This window comes from Thalassospira sp. CH_XMU1458 (assembly GCF_037027205.1).
Taxonomy (GTDB): domain Bacteria; phylum Pseudomonadota; class Alphaproteobacteria; order Rhodospirillales; family Thalassospiraceae; genus Thalassospira; species Thalassospira tepidiphila.
The window spans coordinates 1,344,611-1,359,722 of the sequence record NZ_JAYMDW010000001.1 but is presented as its reverse complement, the minus strand read 5'-3'; the positions used below and the strand labels follow the sequence as shown (position 1 = coordinate 1,359,722).

Below are 15,112 nucleotides of genomic sequence, written 5' to 3'. Positions count from 1 at the left end.
TATCACGCTGTGCGAAGGGGGCCAGTGTCGTTCCATATTGACCCGACGATTTTTACATTCTGCACCACATTGCGGGCGTCAACCAAGCCCTTCGCGGGAACGTTTGTATCAACCGGCTCTGCCCGGCAGAAAGGCTTCGAGTTCCCGAACAACACGCGACGCCGTCATACCATCCCACAGCGGGAGTTTGGCTGGCGTCCGCTTGCAACCGTCGGAAACACTTAGCGCGGACATCACCGCATGGCTCAACTGATCAAGTCCTACAAGCTGATTGGTTCCCTGCGTGATCGTGATTGGACGTTCGGTTGAATTGCGCAGCGTCAGGCATGGCACGCCAAGCAGGCTGGTTTCTTCCTGAACACCACCGGAATCTGTTACGACAACGCCCGCGTCCTGCATCAAACTGGTAAACCCGACATACCCCATCGGCGGCAGCAAGCGAACACCGGCATTATGCAGCGCCGCCATCAAATTTGATGTCCGAAGACGCTTCTCTGTCCGGGGATGAAGAACAAAACAGCTATCGGCTTTGGTGGCGAGCGCCATCAACGCATGGCTTATCTGATGGAGCCGTCCGAGATCATCGACATTGCTTTGCCGATGCAGGGTTACAAGGACATAGCGACCTTTAACGAGATTGAGCTTGCGGGCGCTTTCTTCCTGATCAATCGTTCCTTTCATGATTGCCAACGTATCAGCCATGATATTGCCTACACGCTTGATGCGGTCGGCCGTGATCCCTTCGGCCCGTAAATTTTCATCTGCATCCATCGACGGCGTCAGCAACAGATCTGCCTTGTGATCTATCTCGATACGGTTTTGCTCTTCGGGCATTTCAGGATCAAAGCATCTGAGACCTGCTTCCAGGTGAACAAGGGGCACGTTTATCTCAATTGCAACGATGGCTGCGGCACGGGATGAATTAACATCCCCGACAACCAGAACCATGTCGGGTCGGTCTTCATGACAAAGTGCCTCATATGCCTGCATCATTCCGACAATGGGATCGCCATTTTCGAATGGCTCACAGTTCAGGACATGATCAGGGTCCGGCAATCCAAGCTCTCGCCAGATAGTCGAAGACATCGCGTCGTCGAAATGCTGGGCCGTATGGACAAAAGACGGACGAATGACCGGATGGTTCGCCAATCCGCGCAACAGCGGCGCGATCTTCATGAAGTTGGGTCTGGCACCGGCAACGAGGTGAAGCTTCATCTTATATCGATACATCCTGCTTCTGGAAAAGTTTGGCCGTTTTCACGTAGCCTAATAGATAAGTCCGGCTTCCCATAACCCTCTTTGGTATCGGTATTTTTTGCCGTAGGTTGTCACAGCTGGGGGATCAGAAATACCAAATAACATCATCGGCCTACTTCATGGTCTCTGTATGTGACTTGCTCACCCGCGCTTTCAGCATCCATGGTCTGAAAATTGCTTTGATTTCCGGTGGTAAGCATGTCTGACGCCCCCGGAGGTCTTCTGGGAGTGCCAGCTGTGCTTTGTGCATCCCAGAAGAAAGGTATCTCGAAATGAGTGCTATTTTTGGATTGGGCAACGGGTTGCCGATATCAACCCGGGCCAGTTCTGCGGAACGGTCAGGTGCACACGAAAGTATCGAAAGTTTTAGCGCAGGTAGCGCTGCACCTGTTTCAGGCGTTGCGGCAATCGGATCTGAGGGTGGCTCCTCCAAAAGCCAACTTTCGGACGCGGTTCAAGCCGTCATGCTTGAATTCCAGAATATCGGAAGCGGGTCATCAAGCTTTGCTGCGGCCATGGACGCAGTCAAAGCCAATGACAGCGCAAACGGTATCAAGACCACTGAAGACCCGGTCTCGTCGAATTCCGATCCGGCAAAAGATGATCCTGCACTTGCAGAGCAGGATGCCGAGGAGGAGTTCAAGTCTGCCGCTCGTGACAGTTTCAATCTACCGACAAAAGACAAGGAACGTAACGAACAGGCTAGAATTGAGAAACGCAAAGAACGTCAGGAAATTGACGATGCAGCCGAGCAGGCTGCAACGGATATTCCAGAAAACGTTGCCGGTCTTGATAGCCGGGTTGCAGCCCAAGTCATATCTGGTTCGCCAGCACGACAGCAACCTGCATTGGCCGCCTGATTACATCGGCCTAAAAACCTTGAACGGAGCAGCGCAAAATAGCGCTGCTCTTTTTCATTGCGGATCGGATTAGAACAGCTTCGGCGGTGCATCACCGCGTTCTTCGCTTTGCAGTTCCAGCAAGGCGTTGTTATAGGCCATCATCGCATCCTTTTCATGGACGAAGCCGATGATATGGCGTTCTTCGGCGCTGTTAAGAACCGGCAGATGTTCTTCGCCGGTTTGCTCCATCAGTTTGATGGCCTTTTCGATATTGTCTGTCCGGTAAAGGACCGGCGGTTTTGAACGGGCCACCTCGCCGGCTGTGACTTCATCGCCAAGATTGGGGTCAAAGGCAGCGTGGCGCAAATCGGTCAGTGTGATCGTTCCGTGCAGTTTGCCCTGATCATCAATGACAAAAAGCTCCGAATAGGGTGCGTTGATCAGCTTTTCACGGACAGTTGTCAGCCCCTCGGTCAGCGGGACGGTTTCGTATTCGCGCTTCATGATCTCGTCCACCTTGATCGTGCGCAGCAAATTGACTTCCCTACCCCAGCGCGTCGACAAACCACGACATTTCAATTGCCACTGGAAAAAAGATCCGCCCTGGAACTGATCCATCACCACGGTCGCCAGGACAGATGCCACCATCACCGCAACCGTCAACGCATAGTCACCGGTCAATTCAAAGATGATCAGGGTCGTTGAAATCGGTGCACCAAGGATGGCCGCGGCAACAGCCCCCATGCCAACAAGAGTGTAGGCCGAATAGCCAGATGATAGCTCGGGAAAGGCACTCGTTGCGATCATCCCGAATGCCCCGCCCAGCATTGCACCAAGGAAAAGTGCTGGGCTGAACATGCCGCCCGCAAAACCAAGCCCCATGCAGATCGAAACGGCAAAGCCCTTGGCAAGCAACAAGCCGATCAGGAAAGTCAGGCTGTAGCTTTCATTAAGCGCATCGTTCATCGCCCCATAGCCGACACCGACAATCTGCGGAAAGACCAACGCAATCAGGCCAACAATCAGCCCGGCAACCGCCGGACGCAGCCAAAGCGGTGCATTGGTCCGATTTGCCGTTTTTTGCACGACCGGGATGGCGCGCACGACCAGAACCGCCGCCACACCGGCAATAATCCCCAAAAGCGCAAAAGCCGGGAACTCCCAAAAAGACTGGATTTCATGCCCCGGGATCAGGAAGGCGACCTCATCGCCGTAATAGATGCGCGTTATGACCGTACCGGTAACCGATGCCAGCACAATCGGCGCGAAAGCCGTCAGGGCATAATGACCCAGGGCAACTTCATGGGCAAAAAGGGCGCCCGCGAGCGGCGCGTTGAACGATGCCGCCACCGCTGATGCCACGCCACACCCCAAAAGTGTTCGGGATGCCGAACGGCGCAAATGAAGAATGCGCGCCAGCCACGCGCCAAATGATGCGCCCATATGGACAACCGGTCCTTCACGGCCAAGGGATGCCCCACTGCCAAGCGACACCGCACTGGCAATCGCACTTTTGATCCCGCAGCGGGTCGACATCCGCGCGTCATGGAACGATGCCGCGTCGATCACATCGGCAACCCCGTGCGGTCTTCTTTCCGGCAGGAACTTGTAGATGAAAATCCCGACAATCAGACCGCCCACCGCCGGGGCCAGGATAAGTTGCCAGACGGGAATTTCACTAAGATGCCGGTGAAGGGCTTCTTCGCCAGTCCCGAAAAACAACGACTGGACAAGCAACAAGCCATCTCGGAACAGGATGGCGCCGCCCCCGGCCAGTGCCCCGACAATCATTGCCAAAATCGACAGAACCAGCTGCTCGCTTTTGACGATGCGACGCATGCGGTTCAAAAAGATGTTCGATTTCAAAAGCTTTTCAGCCATGTCAGCAATACCGGGGTTGGCGAATTGATTGTGCGCATGATCTTAGGATCAGCTTTTCCTGCGAATAAAGGGTAAAGACAAGAACCACCATGTTTAATTTCGCATTCCTGACGCCCGTTGATTGATCCGGATAGATATGCCACAACAAGTGACCCGGATTCAGCGCATCCCCAGTGCCGCGATCCCGTTTCAGAAAACCGTCATTGCCAAAATCATACGAAATACAGCATTCTGCCCGTCTCGCGTGAAAGCAGGGCCAGAAACGCCACCAATCGTTCTCAACGGAACCAAAAACAATGAATGACCACCGACCAACGGGTACACAGGCGGCGCGGCCGCTGCCCGGTCTTGTTGAATTTATCTGTCTGATGGCAATCACCATCGGGCTAGTTGCCCTGTCGATTGACAATCTGCTGCCGGCCTTTGGCCCAATCGCGCAAGACTTTGGCATCGAAGACGGCAACCGCATGCAGATGCTGATTTATGTCTTCATGATCGCGTTTGGCCTGATGCAGATCGTTTATGGCCCGCTTGCCGATAGTTTTGGTCGCCGCCCCACCCTGATCGCAGGACTTGGCATTTATTGCATCGGCACCGTGATGGCGATCTTTGCCGACAGCTATGAGCACCTTCTTATTGCACGTTTCGTGCAGGGTCTTGGCGCGGCTGCACCGCGGGTTTTGACCATGGCGATCACGCGCGATTGTTTCGAAGGGCGCGAAATGGCCCGCGTCATGTCGTTTGTCATGATGGTGTTCATCATTCTGCCTGTGTTCGCCCCGGCATCAGGCAGCCTGATTTTAGCCCTGGCCAACTGGCATATGATTTTCGTCAGCACCTTGGTCCTCGCGATTGCGATTGTCTGCTGGTACCTGCTGCGTATGCCTGAAACCCTGCATCCGGAATATCGGCATAAATTGTCGATGCGACGGATCGCACGCGACATCAAAACCACCGTCACCAATCGTCAGACATTCGGCTATGCCACGGCGATGGGCGTCATGTTTGCCTGCCTGATGGCCTATATCGGATCGGCTCAGCAAATCTTTGAAACCGAGGTTTACGGGCTTGGTGTCTGGTTCCCGCTGGCATTTGGCATGATTGCCGCCTGCATGAGTTTCTCGTCATTTATCAATGCGCGCCTGGTACGCAAGATCGGCATGCACAAGATTTCTCATGTCGCGCTGTTCTTCTTGACCGCCAGCAGCCTGATCAATGTTCTCATTGCGCTCTGGTTTGACGGGCATCCGCCCTTGTTCGTCTTTGGCATCGGCCTCACAACAATCCTGTTCTGTTTTTCGCTGACCATGCCGAACTTCAACTCGCTTGCGATGGAGCCGGTCGGGGCGATTGCCGGCACTGCCTCCTCGATCACCGGTGTTTACAGCACGTTGATCGGCGTCATTGCCGGCGGGATTATCGGGCAGCAGTTCAATGGCACTGTCATCCCGCTTCTGGTCGGTTACTTCGTGCTTGGCCTGATTGGCATTGTGATTGTTGGCATCACTGAACGCGGCAAGTTCTGTCGGGCAAGCCACTAGGCACCGACATTCCTGGACACAAAAAAGCCCCGCAGAGTGCAGTCTGCGGGGCTTTTCCTTGCGACCGGACAGGCGTTTATTTCGCCTGACGCGGATCGTAATTCAGGTTCGGTGCCAACCAACGTTCTGCCTCTGCCAGGGTCATGCCCTTGCGCTCGGCATAGCTTTCCACCTGATCGCGTTCGATTTTACCAAGGCCAAAATACTTGGCTTCCGGGTTGGCAAAGTAAAAACCGCTCACTGAAGAGGTTGGTGTCATGGCATAGCTTTCAGTCAGCGACACACCAACATTCTTCTCTGCGTCCAAAAGATCCCAAAGAATGCCCTTTTCAGTGTGTTCCGGGCAGGCCGGATAACCCGGTGCCGGACGGATACCGCGATATTTTTCGGCAATCAGATCATCATTGCCAAGCGCCTCGTCCGGTGCATAGCCCCAAAGCTCCTTACGAACTTTCTCGTGCATATGCTCGGCGAAGGCTTCGGCAAAACGGTCGCCCAGCGCCTTGACCAGGATGGCATTGTAATCATCATGCTCTGCTTCAAGCTTGGCAGAGATTTCTTCGACTTCTGGCCCGGCGGTAACAACGAAGGCACCGATATAGTCGGTCTTGCCGCTGTCTTTTGGCGCGATATAGTCGGCCAACGCGCGGTTCGGACGCTTGTTGTTCTCGCGATACATCTGCTGACGCAGGGTATGGAGCATCACCGCCTCATTCTTCTCTGGCGCCGGGGTAACTTCGATATCATCGCCTATCGAGTTGGCTGGCCACAGACCGACAACCGCCTTGGGTTTGAACCATTTTTCGGCAACGATTTTTTTAAGCATTTCCTGCGCGTCCGCATAAAGGCTCCGCGCCGTTTCGCCGACCTTTTCATCCTTCAGGATGTCGGGGAAACGGCCATGAAGTTCCCAGGTCTCGAAGAACGGCTTCCAGTCAAAGCGCGACACCAGTTCTTCAAGATCAAAATCTTCAAACAGGGTGATACCGGGTTTAAGCGGAACCGGTGCTTCAAAGTTGTCCCAATCGAGCTGAACCTTGTTGGCACGTGCGTCGACAATCGAGAAACGCTTTTTCTGCAGTTGCTGTGCTGCATGCTTTTCAGCCATCGCGATATACTCGTTGCGAATTTCCTCAGCAAAGCGTTCGCCATTGGTTTTTGAAAGCAAATTGCTGGCAACACCAACGGCACGCGATGCGTCGATGACGTACACCACAGACGATTTCAGATAGTTCGGCGCGATTTTAACCGCGGTATGGACCTTCGACGTTGTCGCCCCGCCAATCAGAAGCGGAATATCCAGCCCTTCGCGTTCCATTTCGGCCGCGACATAGGTCATTTCTTCAAGCGACGGGGTAATCAGGCCCGACAAACCGATCATGTCGACCTTTTCGGCCTTGGCGGTTTCAATGATTTTCTGGGTCGGCACCATCACGCCAAGGTCGATGACCTCGAAGTTGTTACATTGCAGCACCACACCAACGATGTTCTTGCCGATGTCATGCACGTCGCCCTTAACGGTCGCTAGCAAGATCTTGCCGTTGGTTTCGTGCTTGCCATCTTTTTCCTCTTCGATGAAGGGAATCAGATAGGCCACCGCCTTTTTCATCACACGCGCGGATTTCACCACCTGCGGCAGGAACATCTTGCCGTCACCGAACAGGTCACCAACGATGTTCATGCCGTCCATCAACGGACCTTCAATCACATGCAGCGGCTTGTCTGCCTGTTGACGGGCTTCCTCGGTGTCTTCTTCGACGAACTCGGCAATACCGTTGATCAGGGCATGCGCCAGACGTTCCTTGACCGGCTTTTTACGCCATTCAAGGTCGGCCTTTTTCTCAGGCCCGCCTGTGCCTTTGTATTTCTCGGCAACTTCGAGCAAACGGTCGGTCGCATCCGAACGACGGTTCAGGATGACGTCTTCGACGCGTTCACGCAGTTCTGCCGGGATTTCTTCATACACAACCAGCTGGCCGGCATTGACGATCCCCATATCCAGTCCCGCCTTGATGGCGTGATACAGGAAGACCGAGTGCATCGCTTCGCGGACCGGGTTGTTGCCCCGGAACGAGAAGGAAACGTTGGAAACACCACCGGAAATCTTGGCGTATGGCAGGTGTTTTTTGATCAGCTTGCAGGCTTCGATGAAGTCGACAGCATAATTGTCGTGCTCTTCGATACCGGTCGCGACGGCAAAGATGTTCGGATCGAAAATGATGTCTTCAGGCGGGAAGCCAACCTTATCGACCAGCACGTCATAGCTGCGTTTGCAGATTTCGAACTTGCGATCAACCGTATCGGCCTGACCTTTTTCATCAAAGGCCATGACGACAACTGCCGCGCCATAGCGGCGCAGTTTTTTGGCCTGTTCGATGAAGGGTTCTTCGCCTTCCTTCAGGCTGATCGAGTTAACAATACCCTTGCCTTGTAAGCATTTCAGACCCGCTTCGATCACGTTCCATTTGGAACTGTCGACCATGATCGGAACGCGGGCAATGTCTGGCTCGGCCGCAATCAGGTTGATGAACTTGACCATCGCCGTTTCGGCGTCAAGCATCGCATCATCCATGTTGATGTCGATTATCTGCGCACCGTTTTCGACCTGCTGACGGGCAATCTCAAGGGCTGCATCGTAATCTTCTTCGACGATCAGCTTCTTGAATTTCAGCGATCCGGCGACGTTGGTCCGCTCACCAATATTGATAAATCTGGAAATGTCGGTCATGGGTCTTTTCGATCTCTTTTCAGCTATCAATATCAGATTTACGCAGCATCAAACGGCTCAAGGCCGGACAGACGCATTCTTGGCTCAAACTTCGGCACAACGCGCGGCTTGGCATTTGCCACTGCATCGGCAATCGCCTTGATGTGCGGCGGTGTCGTACCACAGCAGCCCCCCAGCAGATTGACCATGCCAGTATCGGCCCATTCCTTGACCAGTTCGGCCATTTCAGCATCGGTCTGGTCATATTCACCAAACTCGTTGGGAAGGCCCGCATTGGGGTAAACCGAAACGCGGCATTCGGCAATGCGCGACAGTTCCTGAACATAGGGGCGCAGCTGTGCGGCACCCAATGCGCAGTTCAGACCAATCGAGAACGGCTTGGTATGACGCACGGAGTTATAAAACGCCTCTGTCGTCTGCCCCGAAAGTGTCCGGCCGGATGCATCGGTGATCGTGCCGGAAATCAGCACCGGAACATCTTCACCGCGTTCGTCGAGAACCTCGTCAATGGCAAACAAAGCTGCCTTGGCATTGAGCGTATCAAAGATGGTTTCCACCAGCAGCGTATCCGCCCCGCCATCCAGCAAACCGGTCGTGGCTTCCTTATATGCCTCTTTGAGCTGATCAAAGGTGATGGCGCGGAAGCCGGGATTGTTCACATCCGGCGAAATCGATGCCGTACGGTTGGTCGGGCCGATGGCACCATTTACAAAGCGCACATCCCCCGGATGGGCGGCTTCCCACTCATCACAGGCGGCGCGCGCAATCTTGGCACTTTCGAAATTGATCTCGTAGGCCAAGTCTTCCATGCCGTAATCGGCCTGGGCAATGGTTGTCGCGCTAAACGTGTTGGTCCCGTTCAGGTCCGCGCCGGCCGCGATGTACTGCAGATGGATGTCCTTGATGATGTCCGGCTGGGTCAGCGACAAAAGGTCGTTATTGCCTTTGACGTCCTGCTTCCAGTCGGCAAAGCGTTCGCCGCGATAGTCTTCCTCGGTCAGCTTGTGCTTCTGGATCATCGTGCCCATTGCGCCATCAAGGATCAGTATCTTTTCCTCGGCCCGTTTGCGCAGCAGGGCAATGCGTTCCTTGCGGTCATTCATCATTTTCATCCAATCAATTCTTCATGCGTCCGGGTTACAGGGCAAAACCAGTTTCAGGCTGCAACCTGTTCGGTTCCGCGAATGCCCAGCGCATGGCAGATGGCATATGTCAGTTCGGCACGGTTAAGCGTATAGAAGTGGAAGTCGGTCACCCCTTCGCTGATCAAACCCTCCACCTGTGAAATGGCTTCGTGGAACGCGACCATGCGACGGGTATCGGGATCTTCATCAAGCCCTTCGAAACGCCAATGCAAACGTTGCGGCACAGAAGCACCACACATATCGGCAAATTTCAAGAGCGACGCAAAGTTTGTCACTGGCAAAATGCCCGGAACGATGGGTGCTTCGATGCCCGCAGCGACACATTTGTCACGGAACCGCAGATAGGTTTCGTTATCAAAGAAGAACTGGGTAATCGCCCGGTTGGCGCCCGCATCGATCTTGCGTTTCAGATAATCGATCTCGAAATCGGAACTCGGCGCATCCGGATGGGTTTCCGGATAGGCTGATACCGAAATATCAAAATCGGCAATTTCCTTAAGGCCGGCAACCAGATCAACCGCATAGGCATAGCCACCCGGGGTCGGTTCATACTTGTCACCCGCATCCGGCAAATCTCCGCGAAGAGCAACGATGGAACGGATACCCTCGTTCCAGTAGCTGCGCGCGATCTGATCGATCTCTTCCTTGGTGTGACCGACACAGGTCAAATGCGCCGCAGCCGGAATGCCGGTTTCGCCCTGAATACGGGTGACGCTGCCATGGGTGCGATCACGTGTGGTGCCGCCCGCCCCATAGGTCACCGAAACAAAAGACGGATTGAGCGGCGCAAGCCGATGGATCGACCGCCACATGGTTTCTTCCATCTTCTCCGTTTTCGGCGGGAAGAACTCGAACGAAACCTTGAGGTGTTTGCGTACTGCGTTGATTTCTGGAACCGTCATCATATCGATATCTCAATCCTGTCTTCGCTTTCCCGCAGGCTGAACCCTTGGGTCGGTCTTTCTATCTGGTTATTTTCAATACATGCTGCGCGTTATTCCGCAGCCTTTTCTGAATTTCTTTGAACTTTGTCCGCGGCTTGTGCCGATGTCGGGCGAGCCATCCAGATCCGAACCGTCAGTGGCTTGCCCGGCAAACTGACAACGTTGCCAGGCTCAAGACCGCTGGCGCGGAACCAGTCATTGATGGACGCGTCATCAAAACCAAGACGTCGGTGCGCATGTTCTTCGCGCAGTTCTTCCTGTTCGTGCTGGGCAAAGTCGACAATGACAAGCTTGCCCCCGGGGGCCAGAACGCGTGCTGCCTCGGCAAGGGCCGCCTCGGGCTTTTCAGCGAAATGCAGCACCTGATGCAGGGTCACCACATCAAACATGCCGCCGGGATAAGGCAACTGATACATGTCGGCTTGTCGAACAAGGCAGTTGGACAGGTCTGCTCGCTGCAAGCGTGCGCGCGCAACAGCCAGCATTTCGCGTGACATATCAACCCCAACGCCCTCTTCGGCATTGCGCCCGAGAAGCTCAAGAATACGCCCGGTACCTGTTCCGACATCTAGAATCCGGCCACCGGCCAGATCACCAACCGCTTCAAGCAATGCTTTTTCAACAACCGCCTCGTCGACATGCAGCGAGCGAATCCGATCCCAGTCTTCGGCGTTGGCGCGGAAATATTCTGTCGCGATCTTTTCGCGTTCTGCCTTCACTTGATCCAGACGAGCACGATCAAGTGCAAGCGTCTCGTCATCTTTTGGCAGCAAATCCAGCACAGGCTGCACAAGGTCGGCACCCGGCCCGGAATGCGGGGTGCGATAGAAGACCCAAGTCCCTTCGCGGAACCGGACAAGCAGGCCTGCTTCGCACAATAATTTAAGGTGTCGGGAGACGCGCGGCTGGCTCTGACCGATGATCTGGGTGATCTCGCTGACGGTCAATTCGCACTCGGCACAGATCGCCAGCAAGCGAAGCCGCGTTGCTTCAGCAGCTGCGCGCAATCTTGCCAGAACCTGTTCCATACCAATGCCCTCCACGTTGACAAGAAAGATATAAAGATATGTTTATATTTGTTCAAGCGCTATTTTCGCGTGAAAACTTGTTGCCTAAATGCCACACCTGAAAACTGCTTGATCCTGATCAACTTTTTGTATGCTGGTGTTTAATTTCACCCTATGCTAACCAAATGGATATCTGAGGCGTGCGCGTTACATGATCGCCCTTCGAGCAGGGGATTGATCGGTAACGTTTTTTGGTGTTCCGCATCAAAAGCGTTTCGGGTCGGGGAAGTCTGTGTATCGAACATCGGTTGGCTAAAAATAATGAAGTTTCGAACTTTGCTTTCGCTTTGTGCCGCAGGATCGCTGTCTTTGCTGACCGCGTGCGCATCGACAGAACCCGCTCAGGACACGAGTGATTATGATCCGCTTGAACCGGTGAACCGCGTGGTTCACGGTGTTAACGGCGCGGTCGATTTCATGGTCCTGTATCCTGCTGCAATGTGGTACCGCGACATTGCCCCGGAACCTGTTAAAACCTCCGTCGCGAGCTTCGTGCGCAACATCAACGAACCGTTGAACTCGTTCAACGCTTTGCTGCAGGGTGACCCGGATCAGGCTGCTGCCTCGTTCCAGCGTTTCATCATGAACTCGACGCTTGGTTTCCTTGGTTTCAATGATGTCGCATCTGATTTCGGCATTCCGTACCGTCGCGAAGATTTTGGTCAGACCCTTGCCCATTACGGCATTGGCGGTGGCCCTTACATTGTGCTTCCGCTGCTTGGCCCGTCCAACCTGCGTGATACAGCCGGCATCGGTGTTGACTATGTCGCCAACCCGCTGACATGGGGCGCACAGAACAGCGATACCGCCGAAGCCCTCTATCTTGGCTCCATTGGTCTTACAGCCCTGCATTATCGTTACGCGACGATCAATCAGCTGAACGAACTGCAAAAGTCGTCTATCGACTACTACGCCGCTCTGCGCAGCCTCTATCGTCAGCAACGCAATCAGATGATTCGCAATGGTGGCCCGTCGCCAGAATTCGCTGTAGAAGACGAAAGTGCATCTTTTGACTTCGACGATGCTGTCGAAGCTGCAAGCCAGTAAGAGCCGGTCATGGTAAACAGCAAAATCGCCATATCAACCGCCGCGATGATCGCCGTCGCAGCCGCTTGGTCTGGTCCGGCGTCGGCAACGGGTTTGTCTTCAAACGTTGTTGCTGAAGTCGCTGTCGAAACCAGCGCAGCAAATGTCATTCAGAGCATGGCCGACCAAGCCATGAATGAACTGACGGATCAAAGCCTTGCCGACGATGTTCGCCGCAAAAAATTTGTGTCCCTGATGGATCGCTATTTTGCAATGGATGTCGTTTCTCGCTTCGTTCTGGGGCGTTACTGGCGTTCGATTTCCGAAGCGGAGATCGAGGAGTTTTCAGTCCTGCTGCAGAACTATCTGGCGCTCAACTACGCAAACCAGTTCAAGGAATTCAACGGCGAACAGTTTGTCGTCGGTGATGAGACCCAGAAGAACAAAGACACCTTTGTCGATTCGCAGTTCGTCCGCCCGGACGGCCCGCCGGTAAACATTGTTTGGCGGATGCGGATGTTTGATGACAGCTACAAGATCATTGATGTTTCCATCGAAGGTCTGAGCATGGGCATCACCCAGCGCGATGAGTTCACATCGGTCATCCAACAGAACAATGACGATGTCGGCGCCCTGACCGCTGCACTCAAGGCAAAAACCGGTCTCTGATCGAAGCCCGCCTTAATATCCGAATACAAAAGCCACCATCCTTGCGACGGTGGCTTTTTTGCATCTGACATACGGGCATAAAAAAGGCCACCCGAAGGTGGCCTTTAATCTCAAAGCGCAAAACCGTCTTAGCGGGTCAGCGGCTTGTATTTGATACGGTGCGGGCGGCTTGCCTCTTCACCATAGCGACGTTTGTAGTCGGCTTCATATTCCTGATAGTTCCCTTCGAACCACTCGACATGCGAGTTGCCCTCATAGGCCAGAATATGGGTGGCAATTCGGTCAAGGAAGAAGCGATCGTGCGAGATGACCACAGCGCAACCGGCAAACTCGAGAAGACCCTCCTCAAGCGCACGCAGGGTATCGACGTCAAGATCATTGGTCGGTTCGTCAAGCAGCAGAACGTTTGCACCAGACTTCAGCATCTTGGCAAGGTGAACACGGTTACGTTCACCCCCCGACAACTGACCGACTTTTTTCTGCTGATCTGCACCCTTGAAGGCGAACTGTGACACATAGGCACGCGACGACATCGGACGCTTGCCCAAAAGGATCTCGTCGAGGCCATCGGAAACTTCCTGCCAAACGGTTTTGTTCGGATCAAGCGAGTCACGCGACTGATCGACATAGCCCATCTTGACGGTATCACCGATCTTGAGCGTTCCTGCGTCCGGGGTGTCAGCACCCGTCAGCATCTTGAACAGGGTGGTTTTACCCGCACCGTTCGGACCGATCACACCAACGATGCCACCCGGCGGCAGGCGGAAATCAAGGTTTTCAAACAAAAGCTTGTCACCATATGCCTTGGTCAGGCCTTCGGCAGTGATAACTTCGTTACCAAGACGCTCGGCAATCGGGATAACGATCTTGGTGGAATCCGGCACCGCTTTTGCGGCCTCGGCGACAAGATCGTCATAGGCACGGACACGGGCCTTGGATTTTGCCTGACGACCTTTCGGGTTCTGACGGATCCACTCAAGCTCGGTGGCAAGCTGTTTCTGGCGGCTGCCTTCCTGACGGGATTCCTGTTCCAGACGCTTTTGCTTCTGCTCAAGCCAGGAGGAATAGTTGCCTTCGAACGGAATGCCCTGACCGCGGTCAAGTTCCAAAATCCAGCCCGTGACGTTATCAAGGAAGTAACGATCGTGGGTGACCAGAATGACAGTACCCTGATAATCTTCAAGGTGGCGTTCAAGCCACGCAACCGACTCAGCGTCAAGGTGGTTGGTCGGTTCGTCAAGCAGCAGAATGTCGGGCTTTGCAAGCAAAAGGCGGCAAAGCGCGACACGACGGCGCTCACCACCTGAAAGCTTGGTTACGTCCGCATCCTTCGGCGGACAACGCAGGGCGTCCATCGCGATCTCAAGGGTGCGTTCCAGATCCCAGCCATTGGCCGCATCGATGCGTTCCTGAAGTTCACCCTGCTCGGCAAGGAGGTCATTCATTTCGTCATCGGTCATCGGCTCGGCAAACTTGCCGCTGATTTCGTTGAAGCGTGCAAGATCGTCAACAATCGAGCCACACCCTTCCATGACGTTGCCAAGAACGTCTTTCTCCGGATTGAGCTGCGGTTCCTGCTCAAGATAGCCGACATTGACACCTTCGGCAGGCCAGGCTTCACCGGCGTAATCCTTTTCGATGCCGGCCATGATTTTCAGCAGGGTCGATTTACCTGCGCCGTTGTTGCCCAGAACACCGATTTTTACGCCTGGCAGGAAGGACAGTGTGATGCCCTTGAAAAGTTCGCGACCGCCCGGAAGGATCTTGGTCAGGTCCTTCATGACGTAAATATACTGGTAGGATGCCATTAAATTCCCCATCCAAAAGTCGTTGGGTCCGCCCTGTTGGGCTGAAACACTTCGGCATACTCATACGCATGCCTGAAATACTGTGCCCGTTTGTAACCGACAGGCAGGCTCTTAACAACTTCAAACCGCAGACAGCTCACATGCTATCAAAACATGCCAAGTAGCGAGATGAAACAAGGTGCATCAAGCAATCTCGCGTCGGCG

At 54.2% G+C, this 15,112-nt stretch carries 11 protein-coding genes; 4 read left to right on the top strand and 7 right to left on the bottom strand.

Annotated features, from left to right (window positions below; all coding sequences use genetic code 11):
• Window positions 1-108 precede the first annotated feature (108 nt).
• The gene (gene wecB, locus WBY09_RS06080; RefSeq protein ID WP_197145622.1) at window positions 109-1,215 is read right to left on the bottom strand and encodes a non-hydrolyzing UDP-N-acetylglucosamine 2-epimerase; all 1,107 of its coding nucleotides are present in this window, start codon (window positions 1,213-1,215) and stop codon (window positions 109-111) included.
• Window positions 1,216-1,529: 314 nt separating this feature from the next.
• Here wecB and WBY09_RS06075 point away from each other — a divergent pair, with 314 nt between their 5' ends.
• Window positions 1,530-2,117 carry a hypothetical protein gene (locus tag WBY09_RS06075; RefSeq protein ID WP_197145623.1) on the top strand — a complete coding sequence of 196 codons (588 nt, stop codon included), beginning with the start codon at window positions 1,530-1,532 and terminating at the stop codon, window positions 2,115-2,117.
• Window positions 2,118-2,186: 69 nt separating this feature from the next.
• Here the strand turns inward: WBY09_RS06075 and WBY09_RS06070 are convergent, their stop codons facing one another.
• A complete protein-coding gene (locus WBY09_RS06070; protein ID WP_064779615.1) occupies window positions 2,187-3,980 on the bottom strand; it encodes a chloride channel protein in 1,794 nt (597 codons plus the stop codon).
• Between the two features lie 296 nt (window positions 3,981-4,276).
• Between WBY09_RS06070 and WBY09_RS06065 the strand changes: the two genes are divergently transcribed.
• Window positions 4,277-5,521: a multidrug effflux MFS transporter gene (locus tag WBY09_RS06065; protein WP_197145624.1), complete on the top strand. Its 1,245-nt coding sequence runs from the start codon at window positions 4,277-4,279 to the stop codon at window positions 5,519-5,521.
• Window positions 5,522-5,597: 76 nt separating this feature from the next.
• On the opposite strand, the gene metH is transcribed toward WBY09_RS06065, so the two are convergent.
• From metH to WBY09_RS06045, 4 genes are all read right to left on the bottom strand, one after another.
• Window positions 5,598-8,249: a methionine synthase gene (gene metH, locus WBY09_RS06060; RefSeq protein ID WP_197145625.1), complete on the bottom strand. Its 2,652-nt coding sequence runs from the start codon at window positions 8,247-8,249 to the stop codon at window positions 5,598-5,600.
• A 38-nt stretch (window positions 8,250-8,287) separates the two neighbouring features.
• Window positions 8,288-9,361: a homocysteine S-methyltransferase family protein gene (locus tag WBY09_RS06055; RefSeq protein WP_336232261.1), complete on the bottom strand. Its 1,074-nt coding sequence runs from the start codon at window positions 9,359-9,361 to the stop codon at window positions 8,288-8,290.
• Between the two features lie 44 nt (window positions 9,362-9,405).
• Window positions 9,406-10,299 (bottom strand): methylenetetrahydrofolate reductase, encoded by an 894-nt coding sequence (gene metF / locus WBY09_RS06050; protein ID WP_008889564.1) that lies wholly within the window; start codon window positions 10,297-10,299, stop codon window positions 9,406-9,408.
• 89 nt (window positions 10,300-10,388) lie between these two features.
• Complete coding sequence (locus WBY09_RS06045; RefSeq protein ID WP_336232260.1) at window positions 10,389-11,366, bottom strand: ArsR/SmtB family transcription factor; 978 nt, start codon at window positions 11,364-11,366, stop codon at window positions 10,389-10,391.
• Window positions 11,367-11,666: 300 nt separating this feature from the next.
• Between WBY09_RS06045 and WBY09_RS06040 the strand changes: the two genes are divergently transcribed.
• Together WBY09_RS06040 and WBY09_RS06035 are read left to right on the top strand one after the other, a co-directional pair.
• Window positions 11,667-12,452, top strand: a complete 786-nt coding sequence (locus WBY09_RS06040) for an MlaA family lipoprotein (protein ID WP_336232259.1) — start codon at window positions 11,667-11,669, stop codon at window positions 12,450-12,452.
• A gap of 9 nt (window positions 12,453-12,461) precedes the next feature.
• The gene (locus WBY09_RS06035; RefSeq protein WP_336232258.1) at window positions 12,462-13,100 is read left to right on the top strand and encodes an MlaC/ttg2D family ABC transporter substrate-binding protein; all 639 of its coding nucleotides are present in this window, start codon (window positions 12,462-12,464) and stop codon (window positions 13,098-13,100) included.
• A 128-nt stretch (window positions 13,101-13,228) separates the two neighbouring features.
• On the opposite strand, the gene ettA is transcribed toward WBY09_RS06035, so the two are convergent.
• The gene (gene ettA / locus WBY09_RS06030) at window positions 13,229-14,908 is read right to left on the bottom strand and encodes an energy-dependent translational throttle protein EttA (protein WP_008889560.1); all 1,680 of its coding nucleotides are present in this window, start codon (window positions 14,906-14,908) and stop codon (window positions 13,229-13,231) included.
• Window positions 14,909-15,112: the final 204 nt, after the last annotated feature.

Bases quoted from the DNA above. Each gene is read 5' to 3' on its own strand.
- wecB (WP_197145622.1), bottom strand. From the start codon at position 1,215: ATGAAGCTTCACCTCGTTGCCGGTGCCAGACCCAACTTCATGAAGATC.
- WBY09_RS06075 (WP_197145623.1), top strand. From the start codon at position 1,530: ATGAGTGCTATTTTTGGATTGGGCAACGGGTTGCCGATATCAACCCGG.
- WBY09_RS06070 (WP_064779615.1), bottom strand. From the start codon at position 3,980: ATGGCTGAAAAGCTTTTGAAATCGAACATCTTTTTGAACCGCATGCGT.
- WBY09_RS06065 (WP_197145624.1), top strand. From the start codon at position 4,277: ATGAATGACCACCGACCAACGGGTACACAGGCGGCGCGGCCGCTGCCC.
- metH (WP_197145625.1), bottom strand. From the start codon at position 8,249: ATGACCGACATTTCCAGATTTATCAATATTGGTGAGCGGACCAACGTC.
- WBY09_RS06055 (WP_336232261.1), bottom strand. From the start codon at position 9,361: ATGAAAATGATGAATGACCGCAAGGAACGCATTGCCCTGCTGCGCAAA.
- metF (WP_008889564.1), bottom strand. From the start codon at position 10,299: ATGATGACGGTTCCAGAAATCAACGCAGTACGCAAACACCTCAAGGTT.
- WBY09_RS06045 (WP_336232260.1), bottom strand. From the start codon at position 11,366: ATGGAACAGGTTCTGGCAAGATTGCGCGCAGCTGCTGAAGCAACGCGG.
- WBY09_RS06040 (WP_336232259.1), top strand. From the start codon at position 11,667: ATGAAGTTTCGAACTTTGCTTTCGCTTTGTGCCGCAGGATCGCTGTCT.
- WBY09_RS06035 (WP_336232258.1), top strand. From the start codon at position 12,462: ATGGTAAACAGCAAAATCGCCATATCAACCGCCGCGATGATCGCCGTC.
- ettA (WP_008889560.1), bottom strand. From the start codon at position 14,908: ATGGCATCCTACCAGTATATTTACGTCATGAAGGACCTGACCAAGATC.